Annotated in this window: 20 protein-coding genes; 8 read left to right on the forward strand and 12 right to left on the reverse strand. The window is 55.6% G+C overall.

Going from position 1 to position 16,825, the window contains the following annotated elements; all coding sequences use genetic code 11:
- Window positions 1-8: 8 nt before the first annotated feature.
- The 3 genes from EAO39_RS12520 to EAO39_RS12530 all read left to right on the forward strand — a co-directional run bounded on the left by EAO39_RS12520 (window position 9) and on the right by EAO39_RS12530 (window position 3,113).
- The gene (locus tag EAO39_RS12520) at window positions 9-821 is read left to right on the forward strand and encodes an anti-sigma factor (protein ID WP_120967819.1); all 813 of its coding nucleotides are present in this window, start codon (window positions 9-11) and stop codon (window positions 819-821) included.
- 221 nt (window positions 822-1,042) lie between these two features.
- Window positions 1,043-1,576, forward strand: coding sequence for an OmpA family protein (locus EAO39_RS12525; protein ID WP_120967821.1), 534 nt, complete (start codon window positions 1,043-1,045; stop codon window positions 1,574-1,576).
- Between the two features lie 325 nt (window positions 1,577-1,901).
- Entirely contained in the window at window positions 1,902-3,113 is a 1,212-nt protein-coding gene (locus EAO39_RS12530) for a tyrosine-type recombinase/integrase (RefSeq protein WP_120967823.1), read from the forward strand.
- 295 nt (window positions 3,114-3,408) lie between these two features.
- On the opposite strand, the gene EAO39_RS22835 is transcribed toward EAO39_RS12530, so the two are convergent.
- On the reverse strand, window positions 3,409-3,963 hold the full coding sequence (locus tag EAO39_RS22835) for a hypothetical protein (protein WP_205589379.1): 555 nt from the start codon (window positions 3,961-3,963) through the stop codon (window positions 3,409-3,411).
- Window positions 3,964-4,798: 835 nt separating this feature from the next.
- On the opposite strand from EAO39_RS22835, the gene EAO39_RS12550 reads away from it, so the two are divergent.
- The 3 genes from EAO39_RS12550 (at window position 4,799) to EAO39_RS12560 (ending at window position 7,189) form a co-directional block, all read left to right on the forward strand.
- Window positions 4,799-5,476 (forward strand): hypothetical protein, encoded by a 678-nt coding sequence (locus tag EAO39_RS12550; RefSeq protein WP_162989548.1) that lies wholly within the window; start codon window positions 4,799-4,801, stop codon window positions 5,474-5,476.
- Window positions 5,477-5,676: 200 nt separating this feature from the next.
- Entirely contained in the window at window positions 5,677-6,360 is a 684-nt protein-coding gene (locus tag EAO39_RS12555) for a hypothetical protein (protein WP_120967831.1), read from the forward strand.
- Between the two features lies 1 nt (window position 6,361).
- The gene (locus tag EAO39_RS12560; RefSeq protein WP_120967833.1) at window positions 6,362-7,189 is read left to right on the forward strand and encodes a class I SAM-dependent methyltransferase; all 828 of its coding nucleotides are present in this window, start codon (window positions 6,362-6,364) and stop codon (window positions 7,187-7,189) included.
- Window positions 7,190-7,276: 87 nt separating this feature from the next.
- Here the strand turns inward: EAO39_RS12560 and EAO39_RS12565 are convergent, their stop codons facing one another.
- From EAO39_RS12565 to EAO39_RS12620, 10 genes are all read right to left on the reverse strand, one after another.
- Window positions 7,277-7,960: a hypothetical protein gene (locus EAO39_RS12565; RefSeq protein ID WP_120967835.1), complete on the reverse strand. Its 684-nt coding sequence runs from the start codon at window positions 7,958-7,960 to the stop codon at window positions 7,277-7,279.
- A 63-nt stretch (window positions 7,961-8,023) separates the two neighbouring features.
- Entirely contained in the window at window positions 8,024-8,317 is a 294-nt protein-coding gene (locus tag EAO39_RS12570; protein ID WP_120967837.1) for a KTSC domain-containing protein, read from the reverse strand.
- Window positions 8,318-8,393: 76 nt separating this feature from the next.
- Entirely contained in the window at window positions 8,394-10,211 is a 1,818-nt protein-coding gene (locus EAO39_RS12575) for a YqaJ viral recombinase family protein (RefSeq protein ID WP_120967839.1), read from the reverse strand.
- Window positions 10,208-11,233 (reverse strand): hypothetical protein, encoded by a 1,026-nt coding sequence (locus EAO39_RS12580; RefSeq protein WP_240466983.1) that lies wholly within the window; start codon window positions 11,231-11,233, stop codon window positions 10,208-10,210. Before EAO39_RS12580 ends, EAO39_RS12575 begins: the two co-directional genes overlap by 4 nt.
- Window positions 11,234-11,338: 105 nt before the next feature.
- Window positions 11,339-11,593: a hypothetical protein gene (locus EAO39_RS12585; protein ID WP_205589380.1), complete on the reverse strand. Its 255-nt coding sequence runs from the start codon at window positions 11,591-11,593 to the stop codon at window positions 11,339-11,341.
- Between the two features lie 340 nt (window positions 11,594-11,933).
- Entirely contained in the window at window positions 11,934-12,311 is a 378-nt protein-coding gene (locus tag EAO39_RS12595; RefSeq protein ID WP_240466984.1) for a hypothetical protein, read from the reverse strand.
- 593 nt (window positions 12,312-12,904) lie between these two features.
- Complete coding sequence (locus tag EAO39_RS12605; protein ID WP_120967849.1) at window positions 12,905-13,123, reverse strand: hypothetical protein; 219 nt, start codon at window positions 13,121-13,123, stop codon at window positions 12,905-12,907.
- A 736-nt stretch (window positions 13,124-13,859) separates the two neighbouring features.
- A complete protein-coding gene (locus EAO39_RS12615) occupies window positions 13,860-14,315 on the reverse strand; it encodes a hypothetical protein (protein ID WP_162989549.1) in 456 nt (151 codons plus the stop codon).
- A 1-nt stretch (window position 14,316) separates the two neighbouring features.
- Window positions 14,317-14,703, reverse strand: a complete 387-nt coding sequence (locus EAO39_RS22570) for a hypothetical protein (RefSeq protein WP_162989550.1) — start codon at window positions 14,701-14,703, stop codon at window positions 14,317-14,319.
- 118 nt (window positions 14,704-14,821) lie between these two features.
- On the reverse strand, window positions 14,822-15,571 hold the full coding sequence (locus tag EAO39_RS12620; RefSeq protein ID WP_240466985.1) for a S24 family peptidase: 750 nt from the start codon (window positions 15,569-15,571) through the stop codon (window positions 14,822-14,824).
- Window positions 15,572-15,661: 90 nt separating this feature from the next.
- Here EAO39_RS12620 and EAO39_RS12625 point away from each other — a divergent pair, with 90 nt between their 5' ends.
- Both EAO39_RS12625 and EAO39_RS12630 read left to right on the forward strand, forming a co-directional pair.
- Window positions 15,662-15,949 (forward strand): YdaS family helix-turn-helix protein, encoded by a 288-nt coding sequence (locus tag EAO39_RS12625; RefSeq protein WP_120967854.1) that lies wholly within the window; start codon window positions 15,662-15,664, stop codon window positions 15,947-15,949.
- Window positions 15,942-16,430 (forward strand): hypothetical protein, encoded by a 489-nt coding sequence (locus EAO39_RS12630; RefSeq protein WP_120967856.1) that lies wholly within the window; start codon window positions 15,942-15,944, stop codon window positions 16,428-16,430. Before EAO39_RS12625 ends, EAO39_RS12630 begins: the two co-directional genes overlap by 8 nt.
- 13 nt (window positions 16,431-16,443) lie before the next feature.
- Here the strand turns inward: EAO39_RS12630 and EAO39_RS12635 are convergent, their stop codons facing one another.
- A complete protein-coding gene (locus EAO39_RS12635; RefSeq protein ID WP_120967858.1) occupies window positions 16,444-16,671 on the reverse strand; it encodes a hypothetical protein in 228 nt (75 codons plus the stop codon).
- Window positions 16,672-16,825 lie beyond the last annotated feature (154 nt).

The raw sequence follows: 16,825 nt of genomic DNA on the forward strand, positions 1-16,825 counted from the left end.
CAAGCATCATGAACCTCGGCCAACACCCTCAACTGCTGGATCGCCTTGCGGCCTCATACGCGCTTGGCACCTTGAGAGGCGGAGCACGACGCCGTTTTGAAACCCTGGCGCGTGAGAATTCCCGAGTGCGCGCGGCGGCCTTGCTGTGGCAAGGACGCTGGTCGGCGTTGCCTGAATTACAGACGCCGCATACACCCGATGCTGCCGTCTGGATTCGTATCAACAATCTGCTTCAGGCGGAAAAGAGCAGGGCGGCTGCACAACCGGTGCCTGACAGCACCGCAAAAGTGGGGCTCGCTTCCATCCGCTCTGCTCTGGCATGGTGGCGCGGCGCTGCAATTGTGGGAGCTTGTGCCAGTGCGGCTGTGCTTGCGATTGGGCTATGGTCAAACCAGGCCATCAAGCAAGAAGCCGGCGCTCAGTTGGCCCAGCTACGCACCGAGGTGCAGACGGCCCAGGCCGCGCTTGCTTCCGCGCCGCAAATTCAGTATGTGGCCGTGCTGGCGGACGCAAAAGCCGATGCGTCCATGCTGGTCACTTTTGACCCAGCACACAACAGCCTGGTACTGCAACGCGTGGGCAATTTCCAGGAAGGACAGGATAAATCGCTGCAGCTATGGGCCTTGCCGCCACAAGGCGGGCCGCGCTCTCTAGGTGTTCTAGGACAGGAAAAGTTGCTCAAGCTGACTGCAGGAGCATCGCAGGTGGAGGCCGTGCCGACCTTAGCCGTCAGCCTGGAGCCCAAAGGAGGGGTTCCTAGCGAGACAGGGCCTACCGGACCGGTACTTTTCAAGGGCGCTTTGATCCGGCGTGATCTTTAGCGTACGTACCCCGCACTCTGCGGGATACCACGGCCTTTAATACTCAGGAAAACTCCAACCCGCAAAGCACAAACCTCACTGTTGGAGAACTGAGATCAGGCAAGCTTTGACACCGCTTGTAAAGACAACACCATACAATGCCTGTTTTTGTTGCAAACGCATATTGCATTGCAGCAAAACAATGCATTTCAACACTCTCGGAAACAACGGAGATTTCTTACATGTCTTTTAGCAGCTCTGATGACGACAGCCAAACACGCTTTGCCCTGGGTTTTCTGTTTGCCCTGATTGCCCTGGTCGTTTCCACCGTGGTGGGAACCGTGGTCTACAAGCGCGGCATCGCCCATGCGCCTGCAACTTCCGGCGCCAGCGCCCAGATGCCAGCAGGCAATGCCACTAATGTTCCTGTCATCGTGCAGGCAGATGTTGCCAGCGTCATCGTTGAAAACGGTGTGGTGAAGTTTTACTTTGCATCTGGCAAGGCTGAAGTGGCCGAAGGCGGCAATGTGGCCCTGGCAGATATCGTCAAGGGCGTTCAAGCAGGCAAGCGTGCGATGGTCTCTGGCTTCCATGACGCCACGGGCGGCGCTGAAATCAACGCCGAACTGGCCAAACAACGCGCTCAAGCCGTGCAGATTGCACTGATTGCTCTGGGCGTGGCCGAAGACAAGGTAGAACTGAAAAAGCCCGAAGAATTGCAAGCCAGCGGCAGCAATGCAGAAGCTCGCCGCGTCGAAGTGATTTTGATCGACTGATCGACACGCTTTTCCTAACAAAAAACCCGATGGCGCATTTGCTGCCATCGGGTTTTTTGTTGTGTTGTTCAGCTGTGTGAATCAGCGCAGGCCCGTGCCTTGACCGTGATCATCGCGGCGTTCAATCAGCTCAATCTTATAGCTGATGTATTACCAGCCATTTTTTCTTAATTCCTTTATTAATCAATAGCTTACAAAGATGTAAATATTCTTGAATTGGCTCAAATACGTTGAAAACCTGCTCCAGCCGCCACAAAATGGCGGCCAAGACTCAATCTGACGCACGCAGATATTAGATTGATCGAACCAACAGGAGCAGCACTTCATGGCTAAGCCAAGGCAAAAAGCATCGGGCAAATGGGAAGTAGCGTTGCGGCACCCCTCACTGCCAAATGGGCGCAAGTATTTCACCTTCGATTCGGAGGCCGATGCGATTGCTTATGCGCAACAGTGGAAGCTGATGAAAGACTCCGGCCTGCCACCACCGCGCGAGCTGCTGGATGTAGACAACGGCTATGGGAATATCCGCCTGTGCCGAGTTCTGGGAGAGTGGGAGCAAAGCGGCTATGCCGCACCTACCCAGATTCTCACCATTTCGACCGTCAACCGCGAAGTGGGAACGGTAAAGCTTGCAGAGGCCAGCTACAAGTGGCTCCAGGGCTACATCCAGTGGCTCAAGGTGGAAAAGCAGCTCACACCACAATCCATTCGGCACCGGATCCAATGCTTGGGCCGTGCCATTGATGAGTATTTGCGCAACCACCCGGCCATGGTCATGCAAAACCCAACACGACTGCTACCCAAGGGCTACGCCGGCTACAGCGATATCGACACCAAGCTGGCTGTGGCCAATGGGGGAGAAGCCAAAGCCAATGTCCAACGTGATCGCCGCTTGCGTCCTGGTGATGAGGAAAAAATTCTGCAGGTACTTTCAGGCTATGAACGAGCTGATCGGCCTAGAGGCCTGCAACTGCAAGGCGGAAATGCACTGCTGACCCTGTTCAAACTGATCTTGGGCACAGGTCTGCGTTTGAAAGAGGCCGCCACGCTCAAGCGCTCCCAGGTGGACATGGACGTAAAGGTGATCCGCGCTCAAAGCTCAAAGCAGTGGCGGGGCAAGATTGCATTTCGGGACGTTCCCATGTCACCAGCCGTGCACAAGGCGCTGGCTGATTATTTGGAAACCCGTGCCATGCTGCCTGGGGCATGGCTTTTTCCGTTCATGGAAGAGGATGGGGTGCAAGGGTATCGGACTGTGAGCAGCAGGCTGTCTGCCAGATTCCGAGTGGCGTTCGAGTACATGGAGATCATGGACCTCCACGAACACGACTTGAGACACGAAGCCACCTGTCGATGGCTTGAGATGAGAGATGCAAACGGAAGCTTTTTGTTCCGCCTGGAGGAAGTGAACCGGATCATGGGCTGGGCGCCAGGCTCGGCCATGGCCCACCGGTATGCAAGTTTCAGAGCTGAAGACATGGCCGCTAAGCTGTGGCCGGTCTTGGCAGGGCCGGAGGCGGCTGCCGGCGGGGTTTGATCTGGCGCACGTTTGGGGCGGATTGGGAGCTCTTTCCTCGGTCCATTCGCCGCTTTTCCGCCTCTACGCGTGCACGCTCTGAAAGGTAAGCCAAAAGATCAGCCTTGACGAATACCCAGCCACGTCCAATCTTGAGCCCCGGTAGCTCACCATTGCGCGCCAGCTCCTCGACCTTTGCAGGCGTGCAGTCAAGCAGCTGTGCGCACTGATCCGCGTTGATGGTGTCTGTCATTGTTCTCTCCAAAAAGAAGAACCCTGCGCAGTGGCAGGGCTTGGTGTTTGTGGGGAGGGGTTGCTATTCGCCCCAAGTTGTGCCCGGTGGCAGCTCCAGTGGTTTGATCCTGACCACCTCGTTTTCGATTTCCCCAATGACAGGAATTCGACGCAGGCCTGGACTATTGGCTGTGGCCTCGAGCTCTGCAATGCGCGCACGGGCAGCCTGAAGCTCTTGGGCTTGCTTTTCCAGCGAAGCGATAGCAGGCGAGAGCAGTCCATCGGCGGCGCTTCTAGCTTGCTCGGCTGTGGCCACGCCACCGCTGACCATGTTTTGGTACAAGTGGCGCAGTTGCGCTAGCGCTTCCGTGAAATTGGCTTGGTTCATCAGCCCATTTTGTCCTGGGTCTGAGCGCGATACGCACAGTTCGGCCTTCTGTAGCACTGGAACATACTCGCGGAGAAGTGTTCCACCCAGGCCGTGGCGTTTGAGATAGTCCAGCGCCCGTTCGGCGAGATCGTTGCCCGGAGCCGATTTGCGAAGAGTGTGGACTAGCTGGCGCACCAGCATGGCCAGTTCGTCCACTTTGCCGCAGGCAGCAGTTTGCGAAATTTCGCAAGTTTTAGGGTGCGTCATTGCATGCTCCATGAAATGCAGGATCTAGTTGTGCAGCGGCCCGAGGTCATGCCGCTGGTCAGGACAGTGAAATTCAGCCGACTCTTGCAGCGCGGGCACTCGAGGTGCCCGGTCACGTTGTCGGCCGGTGCGAATTTGGGTGGAGCGCAGTAGGTGCGCTTCACTTGGGCCAACGCCGAGCGAATGTGTGGCGCTAGGGTGTTGAAGGCGGCAGTTGTCATGGCTCAAGAATGAGAAAAGCCCGCGGCGGCGGGCTGAGATGTTGGTGATTAGGTCAGTGCTTGGCTCTGTCCAACTTTGAAATCGAGGAAGACAGGCGTGCTGCCACTGCCACAGTGCTTTTGTGGTCGTGTGTCGTTCATAAGGTTCCACAAAGCAAAAAGCCCGCATTTGCGGGCCTAAAAATGTATTGAATCAATTACTTAGTGAGTCAGAATGGCCATGCTTCAGGCGCGCTTACCATGAAGATCCCTGCACCGACTAGGCAGAAGATGGCGAATACCACCAGCAGCCATTGCACAACAACCAAAAGCTCTATGGCGGCAGTTGGACGGCGAGGAGTAGGTCGGAGATGAGCTGCCATTTCACCAACCTTTCTTCTCTCGTACGCTCTGCACGAGGTCGTCATCAATTGGGTGTCGATCGGCGCTTTGAAGCATGGAATCTCCTGAAAGAAAATCTGGAAAGCGATTGCAGTGCGCTTGAATAAGGTGATTTTTCAGTTAGATCCACCGAGAGACTTACGACTCATTTGCGATGCGATCATGGTTAATATCTTTAAAGTATGAACAGGGATATATTAACGGAATGTATTTGTTTGTAACGCGAGGTTGCAATGAAATCATTGCTTTTTTCGGCTGCAGCAACTTCATTTCTTATTTTTTCTGGGCAACTCCCTGCAGCAGCTGCAGGAAAATCTGCAGTGCCTAGGGCTCCCACTATTGTTAAAAAGGAAACAGGTCCAATCGGGATTGGTCCTTTAACGCTCGGGATGAGCAAAGCTGAAGTTGAGGCCCTGAACTCCGGAGATGTCTATGTGGCATCTCGATTGCACCGATCGTTCAACAAAAATTCGGAGCAAATTCCGGGTGTAGAACGATACGTTAGCAAGCTGGTAACGCCGATCTCAACTACGCCCATAAGTCTCAGCTTACTCTTCAAAGATAGTTCGCTCGTCTCCATTTCAGCTTTTGCCAGGCAAGAGGACTCGGTGATCACAACCTTAGCCGCTCAGGTGCTTGCAAAGTATGGCGAAGGAACACTGTCCGATTCGTCTCATGCAAAGCCATGTGAGAGCATCAACGGAGAAACCATTGCTGCGAAAAATGGTGAGATCTCTCGGGTCTGGGAAAGGGAGAGCGTAGGCACTTCAACGATCCAAACCACCTTCAAAAGAGCCCATATGGACACATGCCCTGCCAATCAGCATGTGCACGAAGCAGTCGCCATAACTTTGGAGTTCTTAACGATTGAAGCGATACAGAATGCAAAAACTGCCTTTGGAAAGAATTAACTTTAAAAGTGAGCGTCTGGCATGCTCGCATCAAAGAGCGGCAGATATCTGCTAGAAGTGGCTTGTCACTGTGACGGCTCCAGACTGCTCGAAGTGGAGCAGCGCCTGTCTGAGTTCGCTCGCTTCGGTTTTCTAATTTGGACTTGACGGCGACTACAGATGCCGGTGATGCTGTGAGCACTTCATAGGCACTAGCGAGCATGCCACATAACGATCTGAACATAGCTCCCGACAAACTCACAAAATACTATGAGTTGAGGTTGGGTGCGATCGTCAAAGATTACGAGTTCATTCGGGCTGAACAGCTAATCTGTATCGGTCGAGTTCGCTATATCGCCATGTTTTCAGTTGCTCTGGCAGGAGCAGCGCTACCAGCAATTGCCACTGTACTAGCCGCTGGAGCTACGCCAGATACCGATATTCTTAAGGTGGTAATTAACAGAGCATTGGTTCTTCAGATAATTACCATCGGCATAAGCCTATGTGCGGCCTCTTTATTGCAAATATATGTTGGGGTATTCAAGCAGATATTTTCTTTTGCGGCATATTTTCGAATCATGCTTGTCCCTGAGGTAAATAAGTGTTTGGCTGCACTGGGGCCTGGCATACCGAATGCACCAGTGTTGAGTTGGGAGCTATGGCTTCAGAATCAGCGTAGAGATTCCAAGTGGTATACCGCCGACCTCGACCTAAAGGCGGAGCCTATATTGATAGCTGCTGTTTCTATAGGTTATATGGCACTGGCGCTCGTAGTGAGCTTTCATAGCAACACGCTGGTGTTGCCGTGTTCTGCAGCAAGCATCGCTTTGTTAATTTTTATGGGTTTGAAGGCAAGAAGCCTTCTGCTTGTCCTTTCCGAGGCATCAGCCAAAAACAACGAATAGAGTGAAAAATAAATATAGCTATCCCGCCGCCGAGGTGATTACTGATCAACTTGAGTTGGCGATGGATCCGTACAAATTAGCAAGGGAGCGATTGAGCATCGCCTGCGCTATACAGTTTGAGTGGGAAACAGCTCTTGACCTAGGTTGCGGCATAGGCCGGTACTTTGATACCGTTTTTCAGACAGCTTGTGCTGGGGGCGGCGCAAGCGGTAGAAAACTTTTTGGTGTGGAGCCAGATGCCTTACGTCGGATGCAAGCGCAAAGTGCAGCTGAGGCAACAACATTGGCCGGTCTGGAAACAAAGATTGTTGCTTCAACAGATGAACTGCCAGCTGGGGTCAAATTCGATTTGATTCTATGCACTCAGGTTCTTGGCCATCTAACAAAAATCCAGTGCGATCAACTGCTCAATACCGGAAGGGGCTTACTTCGAGATGGAGGGGTAATGCTTTGCTCGGTACCGGTCGTTACGCGAGCAGGAGTAGCCGCGCTAGCGCTTCATGGACACGATCCGAGTGATGACTACTATTTTTCAGCCAAGCTCGATGTAAGCCCGTTCCACCCAGACTATGCCCGGCCGCTATCGCTGATGCAGTATGAGTCGCTGGTTGTTGATGGTGCTGCAGGATATCTTCCAGTGCGTTGCTTTAACGTCGGCGATGTTCTTATTCGCTCAGAAGCATGCTGCCCCGTCAACGTGCCGACTTGGCCGATGTCGCTCGCTAGGTACTTGGTCGCTAAGCCTGCATACGCTCAAATTTACTCGTTTCATCGCCTGGCTGATGATCAAGAAACTGTGCTGCTCGGAGATGCAATTTTTCGACTTTGACATGCAAATGAACCAGGTATCGCAGATGCACACCTACTAGATGGTAGGTGTGCACCGGCTAGCCAGTTCTGAGCGAAAGGGCAGTCTTCAACCGGGAGCTAGTACCGTTTCAGAGAATGCCTGTTCTGGTGTTCGCTCAGATTCATCTTCCTCGCCTTCCTGTTGCTCCTCATTGAGGCCCAACTGATCCGCGTTCTGGCCGGACGCGACCGGAGTATCCGGCTTGCCAGCGCGGTAACCCTTCTTGGCCTGCTGCAGCTCAGCCGGAGCCAATAGCTTGATGGAGATTTCTCCCTCGGCGGCCAGGCCCGAGAGCTCCCCGAACAGGTCGTTGTCCTGCAGCTCGTCGCCGTTGTATGAAATGGTTCCCTTGATGGTGACGCTGCCGCCCTCGGAAAGCTCGTATTGCAGGCTCGAAAGCACTGCGTCGGTGAAGTCGACGTGGTGCTCGTTGATGCCCCAGTCCCACACAAATCGGTAGCCGCGCCATTTCTGGCCCTTGCCATAGTGGTACAGCAGGGGCAGTTGAGGGTGACGTAGATTCGGCAACGGTATGACCACGCCGGGAAGTACTTCTTGGCCATCCTTGAGAGCGGTGTTGCAGTAGTGGTGCTCACGCAGTCCCTTTTCGATCAAATCGAGCAGGGTGTTTTCGCCGGTCAGGACGAACGAAAGGTCGATCGCGCGGACCTTGTCCTCTCCGTGAAGTTCGCGGCGCGGGTTCGCATTGGTGACTGTGACGTTGGTGGGTTGTGCGAGTTCAAAGGCCATGGGCCCTCCTGTCAGGAAGCAAAAAGGCCCGCGCAATGCGGGCCTCGTGGGGGCGGGAAGTGATCAGGCTTGGTCAGCTGTTGCCGTGACCGGGAACTTGTCGAACGGCAGTTCCTTGATGTTCTTGCCGAAGAACGTGCCTTTGGATTCAGCCTGCATGAAGTTGACGTGTAGTTCCGGCTCCACGTTGGGATAGTGGTAGATGCTGCCTGGGCCGCGGGTGAATGTGACGGCCAGCGTCTTCGTAGCCGGGTCATAGCCGATGGCCTTGACCTGGTTGGATTCAACCGGCTCCATCGGGATGGCCATATAGGACTTGTCAGAGAAGGGGGCCGGGGCTTTGAATGCGCGGTTCATGGTGTGCTTTCTTGAGATTGAATAGAAAAAGCCTGCTGGTGTAGAGCAGGCTTGCGGTGGTTGCTACGGTTTTTGTTTAGACTGAGATCGTCATCACATCGTCGGCCAGCTTGCGCATGCCCATGGATAGCAAGATCAGCAGGCGTTTCACCTGGGAGGCCTGGATCTGGACTGCGGCGCGCTCCTTGGTGAACGGAATGCCGTGGTGTTCCAGCGTGGCGGCGGTGATCTTTCCAAGGCCTGCGTCTTCCAGAAGCGTATTGACCTGGCCCATCGTCATGACAGGGCTGGTGTCCACGGCCGCAGAGCTGGTCCTGGCTGTGGTGATTGCCTGCTGGGCATCAATGCCGGCCACGGCCTCGGCGGCTTTGTCTGCAACCAAGCCGGCCAGGTCGGAGGCTAGTGGCGTGGCCAGCTGGCCTGTCTGCTGGGCCTGGGCAATTGCTGCTTGCTCCTGCTGAGCCTGCTGCTGGATGCGCTTGCGCTCCTGCTCAGCCTCCGCTTTTGCCTTAGCTTCAGCTTCACGCTCCAATCGTGCTGCTTCTTCCTTGCGGATCTGCTCGCGCTGGGCTTCTAGGCGGGCGGTCTCCTGTTGCTTGTGCTGGCCAATGCGCAGGGCGGCCAGGGCCTGGAAGTCCTCGGCAGCCTTCGTGCCCGCGCTGGAGAAGTCGGCAAACAAGGCAATCCAGTCACCATCCTCTTGCACCAGGTGCTTGCGGTTGGCTTCCAGGCGGCCGGCCAAGCCGTTTGCCTCCGCCTTGGCATTGGTCAGGGCCACGGCCACGGCGTCTTCCATGTTGCTGAGCGACTTCTTGCCTTTGATCACCTCTGCGAAGCCGCCGGGCATGCGTGTCAACCAGTTGGCACCCAGGCGCTGATTCAAGGCGGAGACGTGGGCATCGAGATCCTGCTGTGCACCACTCACCAGCAGTGTGCGGAGGCGGTCCTTTTCGGCTGCCACCAGCTTCTCGCGGGCCAGCCGCGTGGTGCGGGCTAGATTGCGAAGGTCGGCCACGGTACGGCGTAGCAGCTCCACGTCGCTGATCTGGGCCAGGGCGCCGGACTCGGCCGCCTCCAGCATTTCCTCAGCCTTCTTCAGCGCCTTGCATTCGGCCTCGGCATCAGCAAACTCTTGATCTGTGCTGGGCTTGGCCACCATGCGCTCAATGAACGAGCGCAGAGCGTCACCGAAGGCGGGCAAGTTGGACACCACGGCCAGGCTGCCTTGCAACTGAACGGCCACGGCCGGCAGGCTCTCCACCGGCTCGGCCACCACGGGCACAGTCTGGGGAGCGCTGACATCGAAGGCGGCTACATCCTTCTCCAGCTGCTCCCAGCCGGCGATGATCTTGGCGCGCAGCTCAGCATCTGGCTCATACCAGCAGTGAAAGGCTTCCACTGGCAAGCCGTCATCTGTCCATTTGCTGGCCATGAAAAGAATGCGCTCGCAGCCCGAGACCATGGCCTGCTGCTCCATCTGCACCTGATATTGCAGTGGCAGATCAGCGCCGGTGCAACCTGGGGCCAGAAGCTCGCGCAAGGTGCTGTTGAGCGACTTGTGCTCAAAGGCCACGTCATTCATGAAGGTCAGGCCGTCGAAGCTGGCCGAGTACTTGCCTCGGGTGCCAACGCAAGGCGAGAGGTCTTCGCCAATGATCTCTTCGGCCAGCGGGCGGGCCAGGGCTTCGAACTGGTGGCCAGCATCAAAGCGGCGCTGCGTGGCGGCATCGACCTCAGGAGTGATGCCCGTGGCCAGCTCTTTGATCAGCTCAGAGCGCTTCTTGTAAGAGCTGCAGCCCATCATGGCCGGCGCGTCGCTGGCATTGAAGTGCTGGGCACGGTGGGCGTGCCATTCGGCGCTGCCCTGCACGAGGTTCACGATCTGCATGGTCATGGTTTTTCCAGTTCTGCCACTCGGACATCAAATTGATCGGTGAGGTTTGCTTGCAGTGAGGGATCGGCCACAGCATCAATCAGGCCGCCAAGCTCGTAAAGGTGATCGAGGTTGGTGGCCGCCTGCATGTCAGCAATGAGCTTTTCGGGGTCCACTTCCGGCAGATCCTGGCTCTCTGCTTGCTCTGGCTTGGAGAGCTGTTCGACTGCATCGCTCAGCTGCTTTTTTTGAGCCGGGGTGACTGTGGCTTTTGCACGCAGCCAAGTAAAAACTTCGGCCAGCGTCTTCTGGCCGTCGGCTACCGACTGGGCCCACTTTTGGCAGTTGTGGTCAAACTTGGCTTGGTCGTAGGTGGGGAGAGCCTGACTAACGACTTCAGCGCTGCCCAGGTGGCGCTCACCTTGGGCAGTTGTGGGAGCTGTGGCGGCCATGTCTTGCAGCTCCTCGGCCACCGGCATGCCGCGCAGCACGTCGGGGAACACGTCGCGCAGGGCAAAAGCCCGAGCACGCATCTGGCGCATGCGCTTGGGGTACTGCGCCCATGTGTTTTTTCCTGCCAGCCCTGCAGTCGTAGCATCTTGAATGCTGAAAGTTCTGACCTGTTCGTCTTCACCCTTCCGCTTCACACGGCAGACCGCGGTGGTTCCATCGTCGGACTCTGTGATGTATTCGCATGCTGGGCTGCCACGCACCAAAGCGATTACCGCATCCCCCCAAAGAGCAGGGCGGCCATTGATGATTGCAATGTTTTGGATGGCTTGTAGCGGCTTCAAGCCCAGCTCTGCACCCCATTGCATGGCAATCAAGCAGTTGGCGGGCTTGCCCTTGAAGTCCTTGGGTACCAGGTCGCTGTCGGCCAAGTACTTCGAAAATGTCAGAGCCTGGTCGAAGGTCTGGGGGCTCAGGTCAAACTGGCTGGCGGGGCGCAAAGCTGCGGATTGCTGGGTGGCGAGAGCACTGCTCATGAAAACCTCACTTGGGTGATAAAGGCAGAAAGAGCGGCGACAGATGCGCCAGCCCACAAAAGAAAAGCCCGGGCGGTGCCGGGCTTGGGATTGGTAGGAGTCATGGTTTCCATGCGAGAGCGGCGAAGGCCAGGACGATGGGGATGAGGGCTAGGGTTTCGGTCAAGGCTTCTCCCTCAAGCATTGAACGGTTTGCGAATCCAGCCACTCTGCGTGCATGCCCGGGCAGAGCCATGCACCTGCGGCGGCACGTTTGAGGTCTACGGCGGTCGTGGCCGGCGTATCTGCTGCCTGGGCGCTGCAGCCAGCCAGCCAGGTGCACACCAGCACGATGAGCAAGGCCAGAAACAACAAAGCCCGCTTGGGGGCGGGCTTCTTGCGGCGCGGAAAGCGCTGGAGTTGGATCGGAGAAGGCATCAGGTGGCTCCATCAGTTGGGGGCGGCATAGGCAGGGGAATCCAGTGGGTGGGAGCTTCTCTGCCGTCAAGGCGTACAGCGTGTGGCCATTGCGTGAACCAGTCCTCTGCGAATAGGCATGCTTCATCTGCCGCATCTATTTCCGCTTGCGACAAGGGAAGTGCGCTTGGGCTCGTGAAGCTGGCTATGAACATGCCGCAGTCCTCACGCCAAGCTAGTATTTCGGTGCGATCCCTCGGAGCTGTCTCGATTGGCTGCCAGCGTTGCTGCACCTGAGCTTCCAGTTCCAAAATTCTGAACTCGGCACAAGCTGGGTGAGCGGCGAAGACTGCGGCGAAGTTCATAGCTGGCTTCTCAGGTGGTCAAGGTAAATGTCGACAGACTGCTTCTTGGCGTACCAATTGGCCACGAGCCGCCGCAGCTCCTGAGCATGAGGGCTAGTTACCAGCTCGAAAAAGGCACTTAAGGCATCGTCATCCTCTGCGATGGCATCGCAAAGCGCACTGTGGGGCTCATAGTTTCCTATGCCAGGCAGTGTTTTGTTGAACCAGTCGGCGCCCTTGGCAATGGTTTGCAATTTGGCCAACACGATGAGGGGCGCTTGACGTTGGGCTTCTTGTACAAACTCATCTGTTATCTCCTGCGAGTCGCTCCAGGCTTCGGCGTCAGCGTGCGGGTTGGCCGTGGGCCCTGTGAACATCGGGACTCGTGCGTTCATGGCGAACCTCCAAAAGAAGCGCCCCTTCTGACGGGGCGGGGAATATTTATTTACAGGGCGGCTTGTTTACGGCGCATAGACTGAGTGCAACCACTAACAAGGGGTTGCTATGAAAAAGCTGTTTTCTCTCGCTGCGGTTGCAGTCATTGCTGCATCACTGGGCGGTTGCGTGGTTCCTCCGTACGGGTATCGAGGCCACGACCATGGTGGCCGTTATGACAACGATCGCGGCGACCGATACGACAACGATCGGGGCCGCTGGGATAACGACCGTGGCTCGAGACCGAATCGACCTGATGGACGCCCAGATGGCCGTTGGGATTCGCCGCGGTACTGACCACTGGGCCAGTGCTGCTGAATAAAAAGGCCCCGACTTGCGGGGCAAACTCACTGCGAAGTGAGGGAGGAGTAAAGGTAGATGGCGCAGCGGCTTGAGGGCCAAGCTATGCGCACTTGGGTTTAAGAAAAGGTGCCACGCCATCTGGTGTGGCCACGCTGGGTAGCATGGCCATGCCGGATGGCCCCGCTTAGCCTTGCGGGGAAGGCACATGCAGGCCGCATGCTGGCTACTTGCTCACATTTTTGAATCTCCGTCAGTCTTTGGATGGCAGGAGCAGCCCGTGCTTACGGCAGTAGGCCATCTCCTTGTCATAGTCCGAATCCTTGAGCACCAGGGTGCCGTCAGGGCCATAGATATTGCGCATCGGTGAGCCCATCGGGCGCTCCATACGCTCAACGCGATAGCCGTGCCGAGCCCAGCATCCATTTGGGCTGTTGGCATGGGGCGGCTTCTTTTGAATTGCTTCTTGCATCAGATGCTCCTTTTGAGTTGCAAACCGCAGCACCCTGAATCAAGGCACTCTGGTTTGGCCGTATCGCGTGACGGCTGGCACTGCAGGTTTTCCCAGCCGCTGCAGGCTTCCACCATGGGCCTCGGAAGGGCGCAGACCTCGGCGGCTGCTCAGCTCGGGGATTCCTTCGCTGCCTTCTTCATCGACTTGCTCGCAGCTGTTGGGCTTGTTGGCTCAAGGACTGCGATGAAATCAATCTTACCCACGGGTAATTATTATTGCAATACCAACGGGTAATTTAATTTGCTTGTCAGGTAAGCTTCCGTCATGGGCACACACCACACAGACGCAAAAAAGCCCGCGCCAGGCGAGCTGTTCTGGTTGCTGGCGGAGCTTCACAGGAGAAAAATTGAATCATCAACGCACTTCCAGGAGAGCGGCGATGTCTAATTTCATGATGCAGCTGGTTGGCCTTTGGCTATTGATGCTGCTTGTGGCCTGGTTGATTTACGAAGTCAAAGATCACTGACAGTGAGGTGATCTTTACAAGACTGCTGACTTGAATCCAAGAAAGGAGGCAGCTGGAATGACTCACCCACCGAAAGATCCAAACAAAGACCAGGACCCCCAGCCTGAGCCTATTGATCCGCCGAGCGATGTGCCACCGGTTGAACTACCGGGAGATCCGGTGCAACAGCCGAACGTGTAGGCGTAAAAAAGCCCGCTGGGGGCGGGCTGGATGTGAGAGCTGTGAGAGCTACTTTTGCATCGTGGGTGCAGATTCTGGCGTGCGCAATGGGGCAGCGCTCGGCACGTTGATGATGATGGGCGGCTGCGTGGTGGTTTGTGCAGTCGTAGGAGCAGGTGCCGGTGATGACTGCTTGAGCGCATTGCTCATTGCAAGGAAAAGACCACCAAACCCAAGGAAAAGGCCAATGACCGTTCCGATCATCCACTTGTGGATTTCTATGCTGCTCTTGTGCATTTCTGCTCGAAGATCGGAGATCCCTGTCTTGACGTCAGCACGCAGCTCTGCAAAGTCCGCTTTGGTGGGCAGATTCTTTACAGCTTCCTCAAGAGATTTGACACGGGCTTCCATGACTGAATCATACCCTCCCCCGGATCCGCCGTCATTGGCCAGTTTATTTCGATCCGATAAAGATGAAAATTCTGACATTATTTCAGCCGTATTCTGCTGAGTAACTACTTTCATATTACTCACTTTTCTGGCCTTTTAGGTATATTACCAAGTCCAATCCAAGTTGAAGAAAAGCTTTTTTGGATTCTATGCGTAGATCATCATAGTTGGAGAAGCTTGATTGGATGTTATCAATTAAATCTTGTACTAGGATTTGCTCTGTATCTGATGTGTGCCCCGAGTTCATTCGGGCGTCAATATTATGTGAAACTAAATTCCTTGTTGACTTAAGGTAATCAAATATAGCAGTAGCTTCTTTCACGCTTGCCAGATGACAGTCAAAAAATGAGTTAATTATTTTATTGTTTCTTTCATTTGCGAGACCGCCAAGGCTGTCGAACATTGCGATTAATTCTTTATCTATACGATCAAGAATTATCTTGTTATCATCTGATTTACTCATGCCGAACCTTTAAACAAATGAATGCGATGCTTGCGTCTGCTCTTTGGTGGCGAACCCCGTTCCTTTGGAATACCAGAATCCATGCCGCCCTTGCTCAACAGTCATGCAGCCTCTAATTTCAGTATTGCTCGCTACGCCACACGGTCAGAATCTTCCCAATCACATGGAAGTCCGGATGCTTCGGTGAAATGTCGTAGGGGGGGAAGTCTTCTTTGTTCTTCGAGATGATGCGCAGCACGAACCCAGGTTTGTCGAAATTGGGCACGCGCTGGATGATCTTGATGAAGCCTTCATCACCCAAGCGGAAAAAGTAGATGCCCTCATGGTCGACGTGATTCACACCACGGTCCATAAGCAACGGGTCACCAGGGTTGAAGATCGGCTTCATGGATGGCCCGAAACCAGTGACGATGCATAGATTGCTGATGCTGGTGTAGACCGGCACATTGAGGCGCAGCCACTCCTTGTCAACGCGCCAGCTCTTGATAACGCCAGGTGGTTCAGCCTCCAGGATCAGCTTGCCGCCATTGCCCATGGCGCCACCCACGTCGTACTGCGTGATGACTAGGTCATGCTCACTGCCACTCGCGGACGGCGACTCGTAAGGTGATGAGGCCACTTCATGAGCGGAAGGCGCGGCAAGACCGCTGAATAAGGCGTGCTCTCCAGTGAAAAAAGAAGGATAAGCACCCAGTAATAGCAGGGCGGTGTCTTCGCCGATTCGCTTGGCTCCACTCTTTTCTGCTGGGTAAAGCATCCGAGAGACGTAGCTGGCGTCTTTGCCAATTTGCTGCGCAATGCTAGCGATGCCGCCCCGACCCAAAGAATCGACAAGGTTCTGAAGCGCTGAGCGGCGTTGTTCGTACATATCCATCCTTCGATTCCAGCAAATCATTACCTGCAAGTAAATAACCCTCAGGTATTGCTTGATTGATTACCCGTGGGTAAGATTGATGGCATGGACAAACTACTTGCCTACCTCAACAGCCTGCCGAAGGCTGAGCGTCTCGACCTAGTGACGCGCTGCAAAACCTCCGAAGGCTATCTGCGCAAGGCCATCAGCAAGGGGCAGCGCCTGGGTGAGAGCCTGTGCATCAGCCTGGATCGTGAATCCAGCGGTGCGATTCGCTGCGAGGACTTGCGCCCTGATGTTGACTGGGCATACCTGCGCACCACCCGACCCATCCCCGCCGCCGCTGAGCTAGCGGCCTGCAAGCCGGCGGCAGGGGAGGCGGCCCATGGGTAAGCCCCGTAAAGCCCGAAAAGGCGGCCCGTTGCTGTGGCAGCTCAAGTTGCGCCTTAAGCGGATGGAGCGCCGCTTGGAGGCTGGGTTGGCGCAGTTGGCAGCAGCCCAGGACAAGACGGTAGCAATCGGCCAACTTAACGGCGCCGCCCAAGCTGCTGAATGCAGCCAGCACGATTCACGGCCACTGCCCTTGGAATTTCCTGTTCGATTCGCTGATTCGGTCAGCGTTGAACTGGGGGCCATTGAAGAAGTGCTTGGCAAGTATCCGAGCCAGGCCGTACGGGACGGCGCTCTCCGCCACCTGGGCCCCTTAAGTGTGGTGATGGTCCCTCGTTTTGTGCCTGAAGGAGAGGCCATCAATGGCGAGTGCAAAGGCCGAGTGGTGTTTGAACTCAGTCTGCACTCACTCAAGAGCCACCGCGAAGAGCTGCTGAAATTTCCGCTGGAGTTTCCTTCGCACTTCCCGGATTGGAAGTCATGAGAACGATTCGTCGTCACATGTTGAACGGGCTGTCCATGTGTGGTCGGTGCGGAAACCACTTCGCCCCCCACGCCGCAGCCGCATCGGCAACGGCTGAATCTGTACTTTTTGCCAGCTCCAAAGCCGCCATACATGCCTGCCGCTCTATGCGCGTCCCCGTGCTGGATGCATTTACTAGCTGTACCAAAACTTGGCTTATGAGATCCAGCTGCGTCTGCAGCACTTTCAGTTCTTCGTTCATGTCCGCCCTCTCTGGTGATGGTTGTGTAGGAGCTTCCATCGTAGCCCGGGGCAGGGCGGGCACCCTTTTTCGACTCTCCCCTCGTATTCGCGTCTGCTTTTTCCATGTTCTCAGTATCTGGAAGCGGGAGCGTGCAAACAACATCCAACACGAG

This window comes from Comamonas sp. lk (genome assembly GCF_900564145.1).
Classification (GTDB): domain Bacteria; phylum Pseudomonadota; class Gammaproteobacteria; order Burkholderiales; family Burkholderiaceae_C; genus Comamonas.